Below are 18978 nucleotides of genomic sequence, written 5' to 3' on the forward strand. Positions count from 1 at the left end.
CCCCACCACGAGGGTGCGCCGACTGCGGTGGCGCATCACCGCGCTCTTCGCGCTCACCAGCGCCGTGGGGATGGGCATCATGGCCGTCTTCGCGGTACGCAGCGACGACGCCCGGTGGCGCGAGCAGCTGGACCGGTCGATGAACGTCGACACGAGCTGGGCGATCGGACTGCTGGAGACCGAGGAGGACGACCGGCTGAACACCGGCGTCCTGGTGGACGCCATGGGGACCGCCTGCCCTCCGTTGACCGTCTTCTCCTTGCCGCCCGGCAAGCAGAAGGTCTCGGATCTGGTCATCGAGCACACACCGCGCCGGCCCTGTCTGAGCGTCCCCGCCGCCGAGGTGCGGGCCGCAGCGGCGGCGGCCGTGTTCGACGACAAGCTCGCGACCTCCGACCGCGTGACGACGGACGGGGAACCGGTCCGCGTGTTCGCGATGCCCTTCTACCATCCGGACGCGGTTGAGGATGATCCTCCGCAGGGAGCCATCGTGACCATGGCTGCGGTCTCCGACCAGCTGGCCGACCACCGCCGGCTGGTCTGGCTGGTATCGGGGGGCTGCCTGGTGCTCGTCGGCGTTTCGGCGGTCGTCGGCCATGTACTGTCCGGACGGGCCGTCCGGCCCGCGCTGTCCGTGCTCGGCCAGCAGGAGGCGTTCCTCGCTGACGCCGCGCACGACCTGCGGACGCCGACCGCGTCACTGCGTACGCTCGCCGAGACCGCGCTGCGCGGCGAGACGGACAGCACCGATGTCCTGCGGCGCACGCTGCGGCTGGCGGAGGGTATGGGGGGCCTGGTCGACGGGCTGCTCACCCGGGCACGGCTCATGTCCGGCGCGGCGACTCTCGCGCGTGAGCCGCTGCGACTCGACCAGCTGGTGGAGGCGGTCGTCGCGGACGCTCCGGTCGAGGGACACCGGGTGACGGTCCGCACCGAGGAGAGCGTCGTGAACGCCGATCCCGATCTGGTGCGTCGGGCGGTGGCCAATCTGCTGGGCAACGCCCTCGCGCACGGGCACCTCCCGGGGGTACCCGCTGACGTCCGGATCAGCGTCGGACGGGACGGGTCCGTGACGGTCGACGACGCGGGGCCGGGACTTCCCCCGGAGGTCGCGGGGGCGCTGTTCGAGCGGTTCCGCAGCGGGTCGGGGTCCACCGGTCTCGGGCTCTCCATCGCGTCCTGGGTCGCTCATGCCCACGGCGGCACCCTCACCGCCGACCGGGGCGACCGCGGGGGCGCCAGCTTCGTCCTGCGCCTGCCCAGCAGCGGCTGACCGACCCGGTCCCGGGCGCCGGCGGCCACGCACCCCCGCCGTCCTCATCAAATCCTCAGCATCGACCCGCCAAGCTCCCCAGTGAACCGAACAGGGGAGCACCTCGTTGAACCACGCAGTCCGCAAACACGCCCTGGCCATCGTCCTGGCCGTCCTGGGCGCCACCACGCTCGCCGCCTGCACGACGCCTGCGGCATCGAGATCGGGATCGGGCCGGCCGAAGGCAGGGGCCGGGCCCGCCGACCCCGCCACCCGGCCCGAGCTGAGGCCCTTCTACCAGCAGAAGCTGAAGTGGAAGGCCTGCGGTGAAATCCAGTGCGCCGAGCTGACCGTTCCGATGGATTACACGCACCCGGCGAACGGGAAGACCTTCGTCCTTCCGGTGGCCCGAGCGGTCACGGCGAAGCCCGCCGAGCGGATCGGCTCGATCATCGCGAACCCCGGCGGACCGGGCTCCTCCGGGGCGACGTCCCTCCTCGAGGACGGCATGACCGATTCCTTCGGCGCGAAGGCGCGCGCCCGCTTCGACATCGTCTCCTTCGACCCGCGTGGCGTCGGGGGCAGCTCGCCGGCGCTGACCTGCGGGGGAAGCGAGGAGGCCGCCGACGAGACGACCGAGCCGGCACCGGAAGAGCGGGCCCAGCAGACCAGGGAGGCGGTCGATCCGTTCTTCCCGAAGACCGATGGCGAGCGGGCCGACGTTCTCGAGGCCGCGAAGCAGGAGGCGGACGCGTGCGCGAAGCACAGCGCCGGCATCCTGCGGCACGTCGGCACCGAGGACGTGGCCCGGGACATGGACGTGCTGCGGGCGGCCCTCGGGGAGCCCCAGGTCACGTATCTCGGCTGGTCGTACGGGACGAGTCTGGGCACCTCGTACGCCGAGCAATTCCCCCGACGCGTACGTGCCATGGTCCTCGACGGTGCGGTGGACTCCTCCCTGGACTGGTCGAAGCGGGCCGTGAGCCAGGGCGTCGGCTTCCAGCGGGCGGTCGAGGACTACGCCACCCACTGCGCCGACGTCGCAGGCGACAGCTGCCCCGGCAGCACCCCCGAGGAGATACGCACGCTGATGGACAGGCTGTTCGAGAAGACCGCGCGCGAGCCGCTGCCGGTCACCGGCGAGGAGTTCGGCCTCGACGCGAACGCGCTGCTCGGAGCTGTCGTCATGTCGATGTACGCGCCCGAGACGCAGTGGCAGGACCTCTCCGAGGCCCTGGCCGCCGCGGACCGCGGCGACGCTACGAAGCTGGCCACGTTGGCGGAGTCCGAGGAGCCGGTCCCGGACGGACCGAGCGATGCCGGCGAGCCCGGCACGGAGGTTCCTTCCGACAACAGCGACGCGGCGCTCCAAGCCGTCAACTGCTTCGACAACCCGCACCCCCGCGATCCGCAGGCGTACTGGCAGGCCCTCGCCCCCGCCCAGAAAGCGGCGGGCCGGTACGGCACCTCCAATGTGACCACGGCACTCATCTGCAAGGACTGGCCCAGGACCGCACAGAAGCCGCACCGGGTCAGCGCCACGGGCGTCGCCCCGGTCCTCGTGGTGGGCACGACCGGCGATGCGGCCACCCCCTACGAGGAGGCGGCGAGCCTCGCGTCCCAGTTCCCCGGCGGAATGCTCCTCACCTACGAGGGCCTGGGCCACACCGCGTACGGCCGCAGCAATGCCTGCGTCACGAACCACGTAGACGACTACCTCATCGAGCGGAAGACGGTCCCCTCCGGGGCCACCTGCTGAAGGAGACCGCAGTGCCCGCCCCCCTCATCACCCCCCGCCCCCGCCGTGGCACCGGAGCGATCACTATCGTGGCCCTGTTCGGGCTGCTGCTGCCGATCGCGGCCTGCGCCGGACAGGACGAGCCCCGTGCACAGACCTGCGTCAGCGGGACCCTGACCTACGACCACAAGGACGCCGCCGCGGGCGAGAAGAAGCCTGTGACTACCGCCCCCGCACGCAACGCCAACTGGGAACTGTGGGGCAAGACGTCCGACAACGCGTCAGCCAAGCGGCTCGCCTCCGGGATCACAGACAGCGACAACGGCGCCTTCAATGCCTGCTACAAGGCCGCCGGCACCCTGCCGGAGGTCCATGTGAAGTTCCGCTCCAGCAGCACCGACATGTGGCGGGTCGTCAGAGACCGGACCGCGAAGACGGAGTACGCCTTCGACTCGGCCTCCCGCTTCGACGTCTCCACCAGCCAGAATCTCGGCACCGTCAAGGTCCCGGCCACGATGCAGAATGCCTGGCACGTCGTCGACACCCTCAACCTTCTCTACTGGAAGCGCGGCAACCCCGCGTCGGACTGCTGGACCAGTCACCAGGAAACCGGCACGTGCGACAAGCTCACCTTCGTCTGGGAACCGGTCGAGAACCGCGACTCCGGCTACTGGTACCACCGCGATGAGACGGACACCTCCGAGGGCGCCAACGCCGTGATCGTCTCGGGCAGCATGACCGACTCCAAGCACCTGATCCTCCACGAGGCCGGGCACTGGTGGCAGTGGCAGCTCTACGACCGCCAGTTCCCCGAGGTGACGGACTGTGCCCCGCACTTCGTCGACAAGCACAGCTCCACGACGTGCGCGTGGACCGAGGGCTTCGCCGACGCCGTGGCCGCCTACGTCCTGGGCGACTACCGCTATGTGGACGAGAACGGCGGCGAGACCACCTTCGACAACGACGCCGACACCCCCGGCTGGGACACCGGTGACACCGTCCAGGGACGCGTCGGCAGCTCGCTGCTCGACCTGTGGGCGAAGGACGGCCCCGACGACGGCAGCTGGGACAGCACCATCCGGCTCATGACGGAGGAGGTGAGCGACGACTTCCGCGAGTACTTCACGGAGGACCGGCCCAAGGCCACGCCGCCGCTCAGCACGACCGGAACGGCCGAGGACATCATCGCCCGCCACACCATCCAGTACTGACGTCTCTTCTCGCCGCTTACCGTCGGTACCACCGACGTGGGGTCCGGAATCGATCCGGCGGGTGTTTGCGACGTAGCTTCCTGGGCGCTGTACAGCAACGTCTACCAGACACTCCTGACGTTCGCGCTCCGGCTGCGGTGAAACACTCCTTCGACCGGGAGCTGGCGATCCAGGTCAGAACGATCTTCCGTGGTGGGGCGGGTGGGACTCGAACCCACGACCTAAGGATTATGAGTCCTCTGCTCTAACCGGCTGAGCTACCGCCCCGGGCGGCGGTGCCGCGTGGTGATGGTATCGGATTCCAGGGGTGGGTCAGGGTGATGACTGAGGGGTTTTGCTGGTGTGGTGGGGGATGATGGGGCTAGGTCCTATGAAGGGAAGTTCGATGGGCTGGTTCATCTTGCTGGTGCTAGTGGTGGGTGCTGTGGCGGCCTACAAGTTCCGGGTGCCGTTGATCGCGAAGCTGACCGGGCAGCCGCCGCAGCGGATTCAGCGGGCTATCGAGAAGCGTAAGCAGGACAAGCGGCGCTGACGACGGCTGAAAGGGCGACGGGCGGCGGGAACGAGTTCCGCGCGCCCTAGAACCTTCGGGTCGGGGCTTTCCGCGCGCCCTAGGACCTTCGGGTCGGGGCTTTCCGCGCGCCGAGACGTTCTGAGTCGGGGCTTCCGCGCGCCTGAGAAGTTCAGCGTCGCGCTGCGACCTAGGGAGATCAGACAGGCAGGAAGGCCGATTCGGGGTGGAATCGGCCTTCTGTGGTTGCTCCCGCGACTGGACTCGAACCAGTAACCTGCCGGTAATGCGGGTCGACTCGCGATGGTGGCCTGACATGTCACTTCCTGCAATTTCCGAAGTAGTTGTAACAGGCACCTATCGGAAACCGATGTCCCCTTCACAGAGCGTTATTTTATCGATCGCCAAGGGGGGCGAACTCGTGAGGGCAACAGCGGTGGCATGGGTCGTGATGATTGCTTCGTTCACGACCTATCTGCGGGCGGCAGACCGTTCCGCGCAGACCATCCGACTACGCACGTACTGGATCAACAGACTCGGTCTCGAATGCGGCCGCGGTGATCCGCTCAAGGTAACGATGGACGACCTGGTCAGCTGGCTGGCAAACGACAGTTGGTCGTCGGAGACGAAGAAGTCGGCGCGTGCGAGCGTCGTCGTGTTCTACCGGTGGGCTGTCGTGTCCGGCCGTATGGCGGTGACGGACAACCCGGCGGTAGATCTGCCGAGTATCACGCCGAGCCCGCCGGTTCCCCGGCCGACACCTGACCAGGTGCTCCAGGCGGCACTGGCCGACGCGAACCACCGCGACAGGCTGTTGTTGATGCTCGCCGGGTACGGCGGTCTGCGGCGCGGCGAGATCGCCCGCGTGCATCTGGACGACTTCTTGTGGACCGACATGGAGCTCCTTGTCCACGGGAAAGGCCGGCGGGAGCGGCTGGTGCCGATCCATCCGGATCTGGCGGCCGCGGTGCTGGCTGAGATCGACCGGCGTACGGCCGGCGGTCACGGCACGGGGTTCCGGTACTTCAAGGGTTGCCGGCCGGACGGGTACCTGTTCCCGGGAAAGCACGGTCATCTGACCCCGGACACGGTGGGTCGGCTCCTTGAGCAGCTGCTGGCGGGGCCGTGGACGGGTCACACGTTGCGGCACCGGTTCGCGACGGTCGGGTACTCGGTGGACCGTGACCTGAGAGCGATGCAGGAATTGTTGGGGCATTCAAAACCTGAGACGACGGCTCGCTATGTGCGGACGCCACCGAAAGCGAAGCGGGCCGCGGTACTAGCCGCCGGCCTCAATGCAGCCTAAATACATTAGGCGGCCCCGGACCGGTGCTGTAACACCGGCCGGGGCCTCGAACGGACACCGGAGGTCCGGACGTGAACGACACCCTATCCATCCCGGACCCGGCAACGCAGCTCGCCGAGGTCCGGTCGATCATCGAAGGCCGCACGTTCATGCATTCGTGCGAGTCCACGCTGCTCGCGATCCGGCTGGTGATCTTCCCGGCGCCGGCCGAGATCGTGCCGCCCAAGCTCTCGCCCCGTGGCTGGCCCGAGCTGTACGCTGCCGACCCTCCGGGGGACGCATGGGAACGCCACGACGATCCCGAACACGACTAGGGGAGGAAACCCGACATGTCGCAATACGAAGAGATCCCGACCAACACACCCGCCACCGTCCGGGCCGGGATGGTTCCGGTCGCCGACGGGCTACAGATGAAGCGCCGGAACCCGGCCGCCGCCTGGATCGGGCTGCCGCTGATCACGCTCGGCATCTACCACCTGGTCTGGTACTACAAGATCCACGAGGAACTCGCGATGTTCGACCGTCGCCGGGTGGTCCCGGTCGCCGGCCCGATGCTGGTCCTGCTCCTGCTCGGGTGGACGGTGATCGCGCCGCTGGTGTCGTACTTCGGTGCGGGGAAGCGGATCCAGGCCGCGCAGAAGGCCGCGGGTCTGCCGGCGAGCTGCAGCCCGGGCGTTGGTCTGCTGCTGATGCTGCTCGGCGGGGCCGGGGTCATCTACTACCAGGTGCAGCTCAACAAGGTCACGGACTCGTACAAGGACGCCGCGGTCGGCGACCAGGTCGCGCTCTACGTCTGACCGGGGGGGGGCGAGTATCGTGCTGCGCATGGTTACCGGAGACCAGGACAACATCGGGCGTGGCGATGAGGCGCCGGCCTGGCTGGTTCGGCGCGAGGTGGTGCCGGTCGATCCGGCGAAGATGGTCGGCCCGGGCGGCATCGTGAGTCGGCAAGGCGTACGGTCGCCCGACTACGGCACCGGCACCATCGTCGGACTCACCGCGAACGGTGTGACGATCTACTGGGATCAGCCGCTGTCGGGGACGCGGTGCCATCTGCTGGAGCATGACCGGTCGTATGTCGAGCGGCTGGAGCGATTGGAGTAGCCTGCTGCCGCGGGCCGGGCTTAAGGACAACCGGTTCGTGTGCATTTGGGAGCATGACGAAGCCCCCCGGACTGGAACCCCGGGGGGCTTCTGCTTTGTGCGAAGGCTTATGACGGTTGCCGGGGCGTGACGGACTCTTCGATCCGGACGAGGGCAGCGTCGGTCCGCTGCATGAACTCGCCCGCGGTCCCGCCCTCGCCCCACAACCTTCGGTGGTACTCCTCCAGCTCGGCCTGGACCATGGCCCGGATCTGGGTTTCGGTGTACTGCATGTCGTCCTCCTGTGCGGTGCCGGGCGTGAATGCCCCGGACTTGATGAGTGCCCGGACCAGGTCGCCGGGGCAGTCGGTGCCGTCCGGCCTGACCTTGGAGTGCGGCGCGATCAGGTCGCAGTTCGGGTAGATGGCCTGGAAGTCGCGGATCACTTCCCGGGTGGTCGCGATCATCGCCGGGGACGGGTGTTCACCGGAACCGACCACCAGCAGGACAGCGCCGAACCTCTGGTTGACGTCGGTGTTGCCGTTGGCCCCTGACTGGGTTCGGAGCCCGCGCAGTGTCCAGGCCCGGCCGGCCTGGTCGACAGCGACCTGATAGGCGATGTCCGACCAGCCGCGGCCGTTCGGCTTCGGGTCCATGTGGTAGTTCTGCCAGCCGCGCAGAGCGGACGCGACCTCCGACAGGGAGCCGAGGCGCCGGCGGCCCATGCCGGGCCAGTGGACCGCGACCCCTTCGACCCGGGCCACAGTCAGCGACCCGGGCCCGTCCTCAGCGACCCGGGCACCCCACGCTGTGCGGGGCAGGTAGTCAACCACGGTGTACCGCCTCCTCCAGTTTCGTCAGCCGGTCCTCAACCAACTGCATCCGTTTCGGCATGGCCGGCACCTCAGCCCGGCCGGGCCGGGCGGGCTCGCCGTTCCAGTCCTCCAGGAACGCGTCAACCCGCTTCCACGCCCGGTAGATGCCGCGGGCAACCAGCGTGACCGGGATGAGCGCGGCGCATACCGCGCCGATCGTCACCACCCACTCGGCGCCCATCAGAACACCGTGAGGATGAGGATGACGCCGGGTGCGCCGGCGCCTCCGGTCTGGTTCGTGGTCGTGCCGTAGGCGCCGCCGCCACCTCCGCCGTAGGGCTGCCCGGCGAGCCCTGTACCGGCCGCTGTGAGGCTCCTAGCGCCTCCGCCCATGCCTCCGGCTGCCGCGCCGCCAACGGCTGTCAGGACCGGCTGTCCGGCCAGCACACGCCCTTTCCCGCCGGCAGCACCGGTGATGTTGAGGGTGCCGCCGACCCCGAGCCCACCGAGGCCACCGTTCGCGACACCGTTCCCGGTAGTCGACGTCATCTGGTTCCCGCCGGTGCCGCCGCTCGCGGAGATCGCAGGACCCGAGGCCGGGTCGAACGACGACGTACCGCCCGAGTTCCCTGTCCCGGCAGAGACGCCGGTGCCGCCGGCGCCGATCACGCAGGGGACTGTGGCGTCCAGCTCGGACGCAAGGTAGAACCGCTCCGCTTCGCCGCCGCCGGCACCGTACCCGCCCTCGGACTGCCCAGACCCGGCACCCGTGCAACCGCCGCCGGCACCGCCGGCGCCGACGACACGCACCCACGCGCCCCGCAGCCCTGCCGGACGGGTCCAGTCACCGGTAGCGGTGATGACCTGCAGGTTCGGGTCTCCGGGTGCGATGATCCGGTCTCCAGCTAGCTGGCCCATGAGGCTCCTTTCACAGTGCGTACCGGGGTGTGGGGTACAGGCGGACGTCGGCGTTGGCGTCGTGCGCCTTGGAGACGCCGTTGACTGCGCGGGTCACCGTGAACGTCTGCGGCGACGTCGCACCGGTGATGGCCGTGACCGTGATCCGCTCCCCGCCGATGACGATGTCGAACGGGAACGAGTCCGCGTCGAGCGTCCACACGGTCCGCACCGACGACACCGACAGCGACGTCGCCGAGCTGGTCACCCCGGACACCAGCGCACTGCTGTTGGTGTCGTACCGGGCGGTGCCGACAGTCTCGCTCGTGGCGTACACGGCAGGCTGGTACAGGTCGGCCGGCACCAGTTGCGCGGTCCACGTGTGCACGACCGGATCGATCGTCTCGTCGTAGCCGACGATGATCAGGTCGAGATCGTCATAGATCCCGAGCACGTCCAGGTTGGTGATCCGGATCAGGTCGCCGACGTCGCACGCCAGGACCTGCGTCTTGAGCGCCGCGGCCGCGGGTGCGGCGAGGTTCACGGTCAGGGTGGGGAAGCGGAGCTTGTCGAGCGTGCCGAGGTTCAGGAACCAGCCGGCGTAGACCGGCAGCTGCGCGTCGGTCTCGCAGTTCACGGAGATCTCGTCGGAGTACGGGCCGACACCGTTCGGCGGCGCGAGGGTCGAGAGTGACCCGCTGGTCTGGGTGAGGCGGAAAGAGTCGCCGTTGCGGCGGGACACGGTGACGTCGTTGCGGATCGCCGCGTCGTCGTCGACCGGTTCGAACGGCGGCGCGACCGTCTTCAGCGAGTAGTCGAGCGTGAGCTTCGGTGTCTGGTTGTACAGCGACGCCCGGGTCCGGTACATCAGCTCCAGGGCGTCGCGGGATTCGGTGAGGACGCCGAGGTCGGTGGCTTCGGCGTCGCGGATCTGCGCGAGGACCGGTTCGGCGAACTGCACTCCCATCTTGGAGGTGTCCGCGACGGTGCCGACGATCTTGAGCGGGATCCCGGCGAGCCCGGCGACCCGGGTCATGCGGGCGCCGGCGGTCTCCCCGGTGTAGCCGTGCACGGCTGCAGAGACGTCGGCTGCAGAGGGGATGTTGGCCGGGTTGTTCTCCGACCACACCGTGACGTGCGCCAGGTTCACGTAGGTCTGATTCACGAACCGGGAGTAGTAGAAGCGGCAGGTTCCGGTGCCGAGCCACGTGTAGCCGGCCATGGTGCCGGTGTCCACGGAGACTCCGTCGATGTACAGCGTGAAGTCGGTGTCGGCGCCGTTGACGATCATCTGCAGCCGGCAGTGGTGGACCTCCTGGTCCTGCAGTGCGGCCAGTACACCGGTGGCTGAGAACCCGATCGGGCCGACGGACGGGTCGTCGAAGCTGACCTGCGCGGTCCCGTCGTCCGTGCTCGTGTTGAGGGTGACGGACCACCGGTTGTCGCGGTAGTCGGCGACCACGGCCGTCAGGACACCCATCGCCGTGGACTGCCAGACGAAGTCGAGCGCGACCCCGGACTGTTCGCCGGTGCCGACGTCGCCGCGCATGTTCGACACGTTGCCGGTCGCGTTGATCTCCAGCGCCGACCCGAGCCACGGCGCCCCGAGATCCTTGCCGTAGGTGAAGCTCGGGGTGAACTCGGGGAAGAAGCGGGTGGAGCCCTCCCAAGTCTTGCCGAGGTTGATGGAGAACTTGGTGCCCTCGGCACCGGACAGCGGCCAATAGGACGTCAGGGCTTGCGGCTTCGACAGGATGTACTCGCGCAGCCCGATGTTGGCTGGTTCGTTGCCCTGCTGGTACCGGCGCAACGCACCGGCCGCGGTGACCGGCACCCATGCCTCTTTGTGGGACAGGTCCCAGCGCGGCGGGAGCTCGCTGATCTCGCCCAGGAACCGGTACGACACGGCCCGCACGGCGACAGCCATGATCCCCCAGCCCGCCGACGCCGCGGTCCAGTTGATCCCGTACGACGCCGGCGCCTGGATCCCGGCCCGCATCACGTTGACCGTCTCGGTGCCGATGTCGTGCTCACCGAGCTCCGTGAACCCCGCCGTCACGGCGATGGTCGAGCCGTCGTCCAGGTCGCTGAGCAGCGACCCGACCAGCACGGCCCGCTTGAACACGGTCAGGCCCATGCCCGGGTTGGCCGACGGGGTCGCGCCGCTGTAGGCGAACTGGTTGTTGTCGAGCTCGCAGTTGGAGCCGCCGGTGAAGCTGACCGCGGACGCCTGCCGGCCGATCACCGCGGTGGTGTCCACCACGATGGTCTGCGCACCTGGCGGGATGTTGCGGTTGAGCCAGTACATGTAGCCGACCGCGTTCACGGCCTGCAGCGTGAACAGCCCGTTCGTCTTCAGGGCCATCGGGACCCCGCCGTAGGTGACCGACGCGATCTGGTTGGCGTTGGTGTTGTACTGCCAGATCCAGACCGCGACGCCGGTCGGCGTGCCGGCCAGGGTGTGGGTCCAGGACAGGTCGCCGGTGCCCGAGGTGTTGCTGTAGGCGTCGAAGGCAGCATCGACCTTCTCTGCCACCCTGATCTGCGTGTTGCGGCCGATCTTCCCGAAGTACGGGCCGACCGGGTTGCGCGGCGAGAACTTGCCGTCACGGTTGTTCAACGTCAGCGAGCAGGACGAAGGGCCGGCCTGTGACGCCAGCTCACCCTTCCCGCGGGTGACCGTGATCGTGTTGGCGACGCGGACGTCGGTGGTGACCTCGGTCCACGTGCCGTCGATCAGCATCTCGACCAGCTCGTCGCTCATCGGCCCAGCGCCACCTGGACGTTGCCGCCGAACTCGTCCTTGATCGCCTTTCGCATGATCTCCACCAGCGCCCGGCTAGCCGCGGTTCCGTCCGCCTTCAACACGATCGTTACGCCGCTGCCGGAGTTGGACCCGGCGGTGATCCGCTCGCCGGCCTTGACCATCGCCAGCGTCTCCGAGCCCATGCCGCCAGGGACGATGCCGCCGGAGTGGAAGCGGGGGATGGTGAACGAGAACCCGGGAATCGAACCGGGCCCGGGCGGATCGAACCCGGGGAAGCTGAAGCCGCGGCCGCCGATCGTGTTGTTCCAGGCGGCACGGATTCCGTCGAAGGCGGCGCGGAACGGCGCGGTGATCGTGCCGGCGACCCCGCGCATGAATCCGGCGATCGCTCCTGGCACGGCCTTGATCGCGCCCAGGATCGAGTCACGGTGTTTCCAGATCGGCTTCACCATCAGGGAGAACGGCGCGGTCAGGACCGCGAACAGCGTCTGCCAGTTGGTCTTGATCCAGTTGAAGATGCCGACCGCTACGTTCTTCACGGCGTTGAAGGCACCGTTGACGATGTTGCGGAAGGTCTCGCTCTTCTTGTAGGCCACCACGAGCCCGGTCCCGAGCAGAACCAGCGCTGTGACCACCAGTCCGATCGGGTTGGCTCGCATGGCGACGTTCATCGCCCGTTGTGCGATCGTCGTGGACTTGATCCACGTCACGCCGTTCTTCAGCGAGGGGATCAGGAACGACGCCAGGCCGCCCGCGAGGTCGGCCATTCCCTGGCCGGCTTGGACGAACCCTTCGAACAGGTTGCCCTTGGCGATCTCGCCGACGCCGCCCATGACGTCCTTGGTGCCGGTCAGCGTGTCGGAGAAGCCCTGCGCTTTGCCTTCCGCGCCGTCGGCTGCTTCTCCTACGGTGTCGAACGACGATGCCGACTCACCGACAGATTTCGATGCCGCGCCGACGTCGGTGTCCATCTTGCGGGCCGAGCTGCCGACCTTGTCGAACGCGGATTCCAGCTTGGTCGAGTCACCCGCGAAGGTGAGGGTGACCTGCGGCTTGCTGGCCATCAGTCGACCTCGATCCCTGCTTGACGGGCCACGTCCAGCAGCGCCTGCTCGACGAGCTCGGCGTACCGGGCCTGGTTGTCGAAGTAGGCGTTGTAGATGTAGCGGCCGTGCTTGATGAACGGCCGGCTGACCGAGCGGCTCTTGCCGACGCGGCCGCCGAAGTCGAGCCACGGGTAGTACGGGACGCGCTTCGATCCGCCGACGACCCGGGACGCGGTGGCGGTGGAGCGGGACTTCACCGAGGCTTTCGCCTTGCCTGATTTGGTCGGGATGGACCGGCGGGCGTCGTTGACGACCACGTCGGCGCAGGAGTTGAACGCCATCCGGAGCGCCTTGGGCAGGTCGGTGTCGAGCTTCTTCAGGTTGCGGGTGAACGCGGCCAGTCCGTCGATCTTGATCGCGTCGGTCATGTCGGGCTCCTTCCGGCCTTCAGTCGTTCAAGCTCTTTCTGCTGCGCTATCCGGGCGTAGTAGACGCCCCAGTGCACGAACTCGTCATTGCTCATCTGGTCCCGGAGTTGACCCACCGTCATCGACAGCTTCGTCGCCAGCAGGAACTCGAACTCCGTCGTCGGGTCCGTCTCGAAACGTCGCCATCGCCTGCTTCTCGGAGTTCGCGCCGACGCCGGACAGGTCGCGGATCTTCTCGGTGACGGGTTCGATCTCACCCGCCGGTGAGCTGCGCTGCCACTGACCGGCCTCGGCCTCGGTCATCACCGGGTCGAGCAGGCCGAGAGCGAGGGTTCTGCGTTCCTGCAGCTCGATCCCCTTCAGCTGCTGGACCATGAACACCTCGCCGCGGGACAGGCCCCGTACGCGGACGGTGCCGAACTCCAGCTCGACTTCGCCCTCGGGCAGCCGTGGCTTCAGCAGCCGCGCCTTCAGGTCCTCGTCCATGCTCATGCCTGCGTCGTCGAGGTGACGTCGTCGGACAGCTCCAGCGCGACCGACCACTTGACCATGTCCGCGACCGGCGAGGTTTCGACGAACTCGCCGACAACCACGTTCACCGAGTCCTGCGGCTTGCCCGTGCCGGTCCCCTCGGGCCGCCGGATCAGTGTCACGTTCGTGCCGATCAGAGGCTCGATCGTGCCGCGGGGCCCGCCTGCCGTGTTGTCGTAGGTGCCGCTCATCGAGCACTTGCCGTCGAGCAGGCCGCCCACCTTGACGTGCGCGTTCTTGCCGTAGGTCGTCACGTCGTGGATGTCGGGGTTGCGGGTCAGCTCGGACGCATCGGTGTACGCGGACAGGTCGACCGCGTTCAGGCTGATGAACGTGTTCTTTCCGTGGACGAATGCCATCGGGGTCTCCTATCCGACCGGGTAGAGCTTGTAGGTGACGGTCGTGGTGACCGAGTGGGTGACGGTGACGAGCCCGGTTGCGGGGTTCACCTGGTCCGGCTTGATGTGGAAGGTCTTGTTCGTGCCGTTGGTGACGGACGGCGCGTTAGCGGCCGCAGCCGCGCCGGTCGGGGTCGTGCTCGCGTCGCTGATCGTCATGTTGTCGACGGCCGCGTTGCCGTTGAGGATCTCCAGGTAGACACCCTTGGGGCCCATGACGCCGCGGGCGATCGTGTCCGATGCGGCGACACCGGCACCGGGCGTGGCGACGCCGGCGTTCGTGGGGGTGGTGGCGGTGAGTGCGGCCATGTCAGGCTCCTTGTCCTGCGATGTCGAGAGTGAAGGTCGCGGCGAGGTGTTCCACACCGGCGACCGAGATGATGTCGAACGTGGCCTCGGTGACCCGGACCGTGTCGAACGCGGTGTAGGTGCCGGACTCGACCACGGTCTTGATCGACGTGGCCCCGGATCCCTTGGCCCACTTGGTGATCAGGTCCCGGGATGCCCGGTCGCTGACCTTGCCGACCAGCAGCACCACGGTCAGGTCCGGGATGCGATCCATGCCGCGCCCGTACGTCGCGTCGTACGTGAGGGTGCCGGGATAGGTGACGATCGCAGCAGGCGGTGAGACCGTGCCGGGCGGGTAGGCGAACACCCGCAGGTCCGGGATGGTGTCGATGCGGTCGGCAACCGCCTGCATGACTGCTCCGAGATCCATCAGGCCGCCGCCCACCAGCGGATGTACGGCCCGAGCACCACCGCGACATCGGGATCGACCTTCGCCAGCAGCCGCAGCTCGGAGCCGAGCTCCGGGGAGCCGGCCACGCCGAACGGCGCCTGGCGACGGGTGAAGAACCGGGACGCCTGCAACAGGGTCGCCTGCTTCACCGCGACCGGCACCGTGGTCCAGCCGAACTGGGCGGTGACGGTGACGGCGTCCTCCTTCAGCGTGGGCAGGGTGGTGGAGGTGGGGTCGACCACCAGCAGCGTCCACGGCACGCCGTTCAGGTCCGCGTTGCTGGGCTGCTTGGCGAACACGTCGACCGCGCCGTTCTCACCGGTGACCACCAGGCCGAGCGCGGTCATCAGGTCGTCGATGTCGATCACGTACCGGGCCCGGTCCTTGTCCCAGCGGGCCGTGTACTTGCGGGCCTGCGCGGCAGCGACCAGACCGAACTGCCGGTTGGTGGCCCGGTCCACGGCGCGGGAGGCGGCAGCGTTGGCGAACCCGACCTCGGCGTCATCGACCGTGTCGCCGATGCGCAGATACGCCTTCAGCTCTCCGTCTGTGACGTAGTTCGGGGCCCATGCCATAACCGCCAACCTCCCTTCTGACCTGTCAGGTCGTGTAGTCCTGCACCCCGAACGTGAACGACGGGGTTGTGCCGGTGATTGCCCACGCGACCCGGTACCGGGCGGCCTTCGCAACGAACTGCTTGACGACCCCGCCGGCCGCCGTGATCGCGGTGAACGTGTCGCCCGGGCTCGCCTTGGCCCAGGCGGCGTTCGCCTCGTCGAACCACTCCACCTCGACAGCAAGCGACGGCGTAGTACCGGACACAGCGGTCACGTTGACCAGGACGTTCAGGTTCTGGCCAAGCAGCGCCACCAAGGGACCCGGAGTTCCCACTGGTCGTACGTGCGGCCAACGCCACGATGGCGCGTGGGCTCTCGTAGGCCATGGCTACCTCGCCCGCGTCTTCTTGACCGCCGGGGCGGCCGGAGGCTCAACGGCCTCCAGCAGCTCCAGCAGCTCCAGCAGCTTGGCCATCTCCTGGCGCACCTTCGCGAGCTGCGCCTTGATCTCGTCGGTATCCATGACTCAGATCGCGTTGATCAGGACGCGGTACGCGTTGGTGTCCTGCGTGTTGCCGTCCGCACGCGCCCACAGCACGTATTCGATCTGGCCCTCGCTGGCCCGGCTGTACGGGTTCACGATCAGGGTCATGTCCTTCACGCGGCGGATGATGTAGCCGGCGCGGAGGTCGCCGAACGCGCCCCACTTGTTGGTGCCACCATCGGTGTAGGTGGCCCACGCCTGGTCGATCACGACCGGGTATCCGAGCAGCCGCAGGTTCGACGGACTGTCCTCGACACCAGCCGTGCTGTCCTTCAGGATCGGGCGGCCGGTGGTGTCCACGATCTTCTCGACCTTAGCGAGGGTCGCGTCGTTGAACGTCCAGGACGCGCCCATCCGGTACGCCGGGTCCACCTCGTGCGTCGCGTCGACCAGCTCGGCGTACGTGATGCCGGCCGAGGTGAACGCGGGCGCCGAGGTACCGGTGTTCAGACCGGACGGCTCGGTAGTACCGACACCGCTCACCCAGTCGACTGCCTGTGCACGGGCGATCCGCTCGCCCAGCTTCCGCTCCACCAGGCCCTCGATGTCGAACGCGGAGTCCTGCAACAGCTCCAGCGACACCCGCAGCGGCAGGTTGCCCGCGCCCGGGGCGACGTACCGGAACGCGCCCAGCACCTTCTCGCCGAACACCAGGTCCGCGCCACCGCTAGCCGGGGCGGTGCCCTCAGCCGCGATCACGCCAGAGTTGGCGGTGTCGTCCAGTGTCGGCCAGCGCAGCGACTCACCCGCCGCCGTGGTGATCTCCTCCACTGCGGTAGCGAGACCACCGAACGCCTTCAGCCGCTCCTGCAGCCGGACGCGCATCGTGTCCGGAACAGTGAACCCACCCGCACCATCGGTGCCGACGCCCTGCGCGTTCTCCACCCGCAGGTCCGAGATATCGGCGTTCGGCCGGCCGGTGCGCATGTAGTGCCCGAACGCCTTCTCCAGGCCGTCGTCCTCCTTCGCCGGGGCGACATGTACCGCGGCCTGCACGTTGTCGCGGACCGGGGTCTCGTAGGCGACCTGCCGGTTGCGTACCTGCTGTGTGCGCTTCTCGGCCAGGTCGACCTCCAGCGCCTCGTACCGCTTGACTTCCTCGTCGGTCAGGGTGCGGCCCTCGGCGCCATCGATGATGGCCTTCAGGGCAGCCATGATCTCGTCGATCTCCACCTTCGTTCCTTTCTCGTTGTGGCTACCCCGGGCGGTTGCCGGTGTAGGGGTCTTGCTGATCGAGGCGGACGCGACGGCGCCGACAGGCGTCAACGTCGGCGCGGCGACCGGAGGTGCCGCGGCCTTGTTCGTGGCGGTGTCGTTCGCGACCCGGTCGGCGAGCCCGGCCTCGACAGCCTCCGCCGCGGAATACCAGGTCTCGGCCTTCATCGCCTCGCGCCACGACTCGACCGTGCCGCCTGCCCGGTCGGCGTAGATCCCGGCGATCGTGTCCGACAGGTCATCCAGCAGGTCGGCCATCTCGCGCATGTCGTCGGCGTTGCCCAGGACGATGCCGCCGGCGTCGTGAATCATCATCTTGGCGGGCTTCTCGATCGAGATCGTGTCACCGGCCATCGCGACGAACGACGCAGCCGACGCAGCCACACCATCCACGTGGACGTCCACGGTCGCGGCGTGGTTCAGCAGCGCCGCGTGGATCGCGACCCCGTCGAACACCAGGCCGCCGGGCGAGTTGATGTGCAGGTCGAGCGCGGGTGCGGTGATGCCTCGCAGCGCGCGGACGAACGACGCTGCGGTCGTGTCGTCGTCGCCCCAGTAGTCACCGATCGCGCCGTAGATGAACAGCTCGGCCCGCTCGTCGCTGTCAGCGTTGGCGACCCGGAACCAGTCGCCGCGGTTCTGTGGCCGGCGCACCATCTTGCGGCCGCGGTCGGCCAGCCCCATTAGTTCCTCGGGCGTCACGTCGTTACCTCCTCAGGCACAGCGGGCGGCGTAGCGGGGGCAGCGGCCGGCGTCTTGCTGCGTAGCTCGTCGCCGCCGGGGATCGGCGGCAGGTTCCGGACGTGTCGCGCCTCGTTCGGGGTGATCAGCCCCGCTTCGACCTGCTTGATCAACAGGTCGATCTCCTGCTCGGGGGTCGGCCGCTCAAGCCCGGCGTACTCGAACTCGGCGAACACCGGCGGTGGCAGCAGCAGCGAGAGCCGCTGCTCGAACCGGCCGGTCCAGGTGGACAGGGTGAACCGGGATAGGCCGCGGTTCTGCGACTCGACACCGGTGCCCCAGCTGGTTTGCTTCTCGGTCTGCATCAGCAGGTGCGGGGGGACCCCGGTCCAGCGGGCGATTTCCTCGATCTGGAACTGCCGCGACTGCAAGAACTGGGCATCCTCGGCCGACATCGTCCACGGGGAGAACTTCAGTTTGCGGTTCACGAACGCCAGCTGTCCGGCGTTCTCCCAGCCGCCCATCTTGCGGTCGAGTCCCGCCTTGATCTCCTTGGCCTCGGCCTCGGTGACGTCCTCGTCGGGCGTGACGAGTCCGGAGATCAACGCCCCGTTGCCGAACATCCGCGCCGCAGCCCGATCCGCGGCGACCGTGGTTCCCATCGAATCACGCGCCACCTGGATCACGGACATTCCGCGGAGCCCGTCGAGACTCGGCCCCATAACTTGCGTCATCTCTGACTGGTTGAACGTCCGCACTCTGCGGTCATCGAGTGTCGCCCGGTACAGCTTCCGGCCGGTGTAGCGACCGTTCTGGTCCTTCTCCCACTCGACCGATACCGCCAGTGGGTGGATCGGGATTGCGCCGATGATCGCGCCGCCCTGGTTGAACACATGCTTCAGGAACGTGTCACCGTGCAACAGCATGTGCAGGATGGACGTTTCTTTCCACTCGTACGGGGTCTGGCCCTCGACCCCACCAGGATTGTCGAGCCATGACGCGAGCCGTTGCCGTTCCCCCTCGGCGGTGTCGCGGTACGTCTTCAGCGGTAGCCCGGCGATCGTCCCCGAGATCAGCATCACCGCCCGCCAGAATGCGGAAATGCCCAGAGCGGTGCGTTCCCCGACCGGGACCCCAGCTAGCGTCGGCGGCACCCCGAAGTACGCAGCCAACGCCGGATCCGAGATCGGGATCAAGTCAGTCGGCTGACTGCGCTGCCAGGGCCACTTCACAGCCGCAGTGTAACCGGCAAACTCGGA

General features: G+C 68.2%; 23 protein-coding genes and 1 tRNA gene. 8 read left to right on the top strand and 16 right to left on the bottom strand.

Annotated elements, in window-relative coordinates:
* Positions 1–13: 13 nt before the first annotated feature.
* From A3ES_RS0106160 to A3ES_RS46415, 3 genes are all read left to right on the top strand, one after another.
* Positions 14–1273, top strand: a complete 1260-nt coding sequence (locus A3ES_RS0106160) for a sensor histidine kinase (protein WP_020385910.1) — start codon at positions 14–16, stop codon at positions 1271–1273.
* A 106-nt stretch (positions 1274–1379) separates the two neighbouring features.
* The gene (locus A3ES_RS0106165; protein WP_020385911.1) at positions 1380–3011 is read left to right on the top strand and encodes an alpha/beta hydrolase; all 1632 of its coding nucleotides are present in this window, start codon (positions 1380–1382) and stop codon (positions 3009–3011) included.
* 11 nt (positions 3012–3022) lie between these two features.
* A complete protein-coding gene (locus tag A3ES_RS46415) occupies positions 3023–4201 on the top strand; it encodes a hypothetical protein (protein WP_020385912.1) in 1179 nt (392 codons plus the stop codon).
* Between the two features lie 190 nt (positions 4202–4391).
* Here A3ES_RS46415 and A3ES_RS0106175 read toward each other — a convergent pair.
* A tRNA-Ile gene (locus A3ES_RS0106175) sits at positions 4392–4468 on the bottom strand.
* Positions 4469–4586: 118 nt separating this feature from the next.
* Between A3ES_RS0106175 and A3ES_RS54960 the strand changes: the two genes are divergently transcribed.
* The 5 genes from A3ES_RS54960 (at position 4587) to A3ES_RS0106200 (ending at position 7122) form a co-directional block, all read left to right on the top strand.
* Complete coding sequence (locus A3ES_RS54960; protein ID WP_169501752.1) at positions 4587–4733, top strand: hypothetical protein; 147 nt, start codon at positions 4587–4589, stop codon at positions 4731–4733.
* 400 nt (positions 4734–5133) lie between these two features.
* Positions 5134–6018: a tyrosine-type recombinase/integrase gene (locus tag A3ES_RS0106185; RefSeq protein WP_026162596.1), complete on the top strand. Its 885-nt coding sequence runs from the start codon at positions 5134–5136 to the stop codon at positions 6016–6018.
* A gap of 71 nt (positions 6019–6089) precedes the next feature.
* Positions 6090–6332: a hypothetical protein gene (locus A3ES_RS0106190; RefSeq protein WP_020385915.1), complete on the top strand. Its 243-nt coding sequence runs from the start codon at positions 6090–6092 to the stop codon at positions 6330–6332.
* 15 nt (positions 6333–6347) lie between these two features.
* On the top strand, positions 6348–6815 hold the full coding sequence (locus A3ES_RS0106195; RefSeq protein WP_020385916.1) for a DUF4234 domain-containing protein: 468 nt from the start codon (positions 6348–6350) through the stop codon (positions 6813–6815).
* 28 nt (positions 6816–6843) lie between these two features.
* Complete coding sequence (locus A3ES_RS0106200) at positions 6844–7122, top strand: hypothetical protein (protein WP_020385917.1); 279 nt, start codon at positions 6844–6846, stop codon at positions 7120–7122.
* A 107-nt stretch (positions 7123–7229) separates the two neighbouring features.
* Here A3ES_RS0106200 and A3ES_RS0106205 read toward each other — a convergent pair whose 3' ends face one another.
* The 15 genes from A3ES_RS0106205 to A3ES_RS0106280 all read right to left on the bottom strand — a co-directional run bounded on the left by A3ES_RS0106205 (position 7230) and on the right by A3ES_RS0106280 (position 18951).
* On the bottom strand, positions 7230–7934 hold the full coding sequence (locus A3ES_RS0106205; protein ID WP_020385918.1) for a peptidoglycan recognition protein family protein: 705 nt from the start codon (positions 7932–7934) through the stop codon (positions 7230–7232).
* A complete protein-coding gene (locus A3ES_RS0106210; RefSeq protein ID WP_020385919.1) occupies positions 7927–8157 on the bottom strand; it encodes a hypothetical protein in 231 nt (76 codons plus the stop codon). Before A3ES_RS0106210 ends, A3ES_RS0106205 begins: the two co-directional genes overlap by 8 nt.
* Positions 8157–8834 carry a glycine-rich domain-containing protein gene (locus A3ES_RS0106215; protein ID WP_020385920.1) on the bottom strand — a complete coding sequence of 226 codons (678 nt, stop codon included), beginning with the start codon at positions 8832–8834 and terminating at the stop codon, positions 8157–8159. The genes A3ES_RS0106210 and A3ES_RS0106215 overlap by 1 nt, the downstream gene beginning before the upstream one ends.
* 10 nt (positions 8835–8844) lie before the next feature.
* Positions 8845–11577, bottom strand: coding sequence for a hypothetical protein (locus A3ES_RS0106220; protein WP_020385921.1), 2733 nt, complete (start codon positions 11575–11577; stop codon positions 8845–8847).
* Positions 11574–12644: a hypothetical protein gene (locus A3ES_RS0106225; protein WP_020385922.1), complete on the bottom strand. Its 1071-nt coding sequence runs from the start codon at positions 12642–12644 to the stop codon at positions 11574–11576. Before A3ES_RS0106225 ends, A3ES_RS0106220 begins: the two co-directional genes overlap by 4 nt.
* Positions 12644–13054, bottom strand: coding sequence for an HK97 gp10 family phage protein (locus A3ES_RS0106230; RefSeq protein ID WP_020385923.1), 411 nt, complete (start codon positions 13052–13054; stop codon positions 12644–12646). Before A3ES_RS0106230 ends, A3ES_RS0106225 begins: the two co-directional genes overlap by 1 nt.
* Before the next feature lie 84 nt (positions 13055–13138).
* Complete coding sequence (locus A3ES_RS0106235) at positions 13139–13546, bottom strand: hypothetical protein (protein ID WP_020385924.1); 408 nt, start codon at positions 13544–13546, stop codon at positions 13139–13141.
* Positions 13543–13944 (bottom strand): hypothetical protein, encoded by a 402-nt coding sequence (locus tag A3ES_RS0106240; RefSeq protein ID WP_020385925.1) that lies wholly within the window; start codon positions 13942–13944, stop codon positions 13543–13545. The genes A3ES_RS0106235 and A3ES_RS0106240 overlap by 4 nt, the downstream gene beginning before the upstream one ends.
* Positions 13945–13953: 9 nt before the next feature.
* The gene (locus A3ES_RS0106245) at positions 13954–14292 is read right to left on the bottom strand and encodes a hypothetical protein (protein ID WP_020385926.1); all 339 of its coding nucleotides are present in this window, start codon (positions 14290–14292) and stop codon (positions 13954–13956) included.
* A gap of 1 nt (position 14293) precedes the next feature.
* Positions 14294–14701, bottom strand: a complete 408-nt coding sequence (locus A3ES_RS0106250) for a hypothetical protein (RefSeq protein ID WP_026162597.1) — start codon at positions 14699–14701, stop codon at positions 14294–14296.
* Positions 14701–15297, bottom strand: coding sequence for a head-tail connector protein (locus A3ES_RS0106255; protein ID WP_020385928.1), 597 nt, complete (start codon positions 15295–15297; stop codon positions 14701–14703). Before A3ES_RS0106255 ends, A3ES_RS0106250 begins: the two co-directional genes overlap by 1 nt.
* A gap of 25 nt (positions 15298–15322) precedes the next feature.
* The gene (locus A3ES_RS46420; protein ID WP_020385929.1) at positions 15323–15592 is read right to left on the bottom strand and encodes a hypothetical protein; all 270 of its coding nucleotides are present in this window, start codon (positions 15590–15592) and stop codon (positions 15323–15325) included.
* Positions 15593–15667: 75 nt separating this feature from the next.
* Positions 15668–15802, bottom strand: coding sequence for a hypothetical protein (locus tag A3ES_RS56670; RefSeq protein WP_020385930.1), 135 nt, complete (start codon positions 15800–15802; stop codon positions 15668–15670).
* 3 nt (positions 15803–15805) lie between these two features.
* On the bottom strand, positions 15806–17740 hold the full coding sequence (locus A3ES_RS0106270) for a phage major capsid protein (protein WP_237744866.1): 1935 nt from the start codon (positions 17738–17740) through the stop codon (positions 15806–15808).
* Positions 17737–18951, bottom strand: coding sequence for a phage portal protein (locus A3ES_RS0106280; protein ID WP_020385932.1), 1215 nt, complete (start codon positions 18949–18951; stop codon positions 17737–17739). The genes A3ES_RS0106270 and A3ES_RS0106280 overlap by 4 nt, the downstream gene beginning before the upstream one ends.
* Between the last annotated feature and the right edge of the window lie 27 nt (positions 18952–18978).

The sequence above is a fragment of the Kribbella catacumbae DSM 19601 genome (assembly GCF_000372465.1).
GTDB lineage: Bacteria > Actinomycetota > Actinomycetes > Propionibacteriales > Kribbellaceae > Kribbella > Kribbella catacumbae.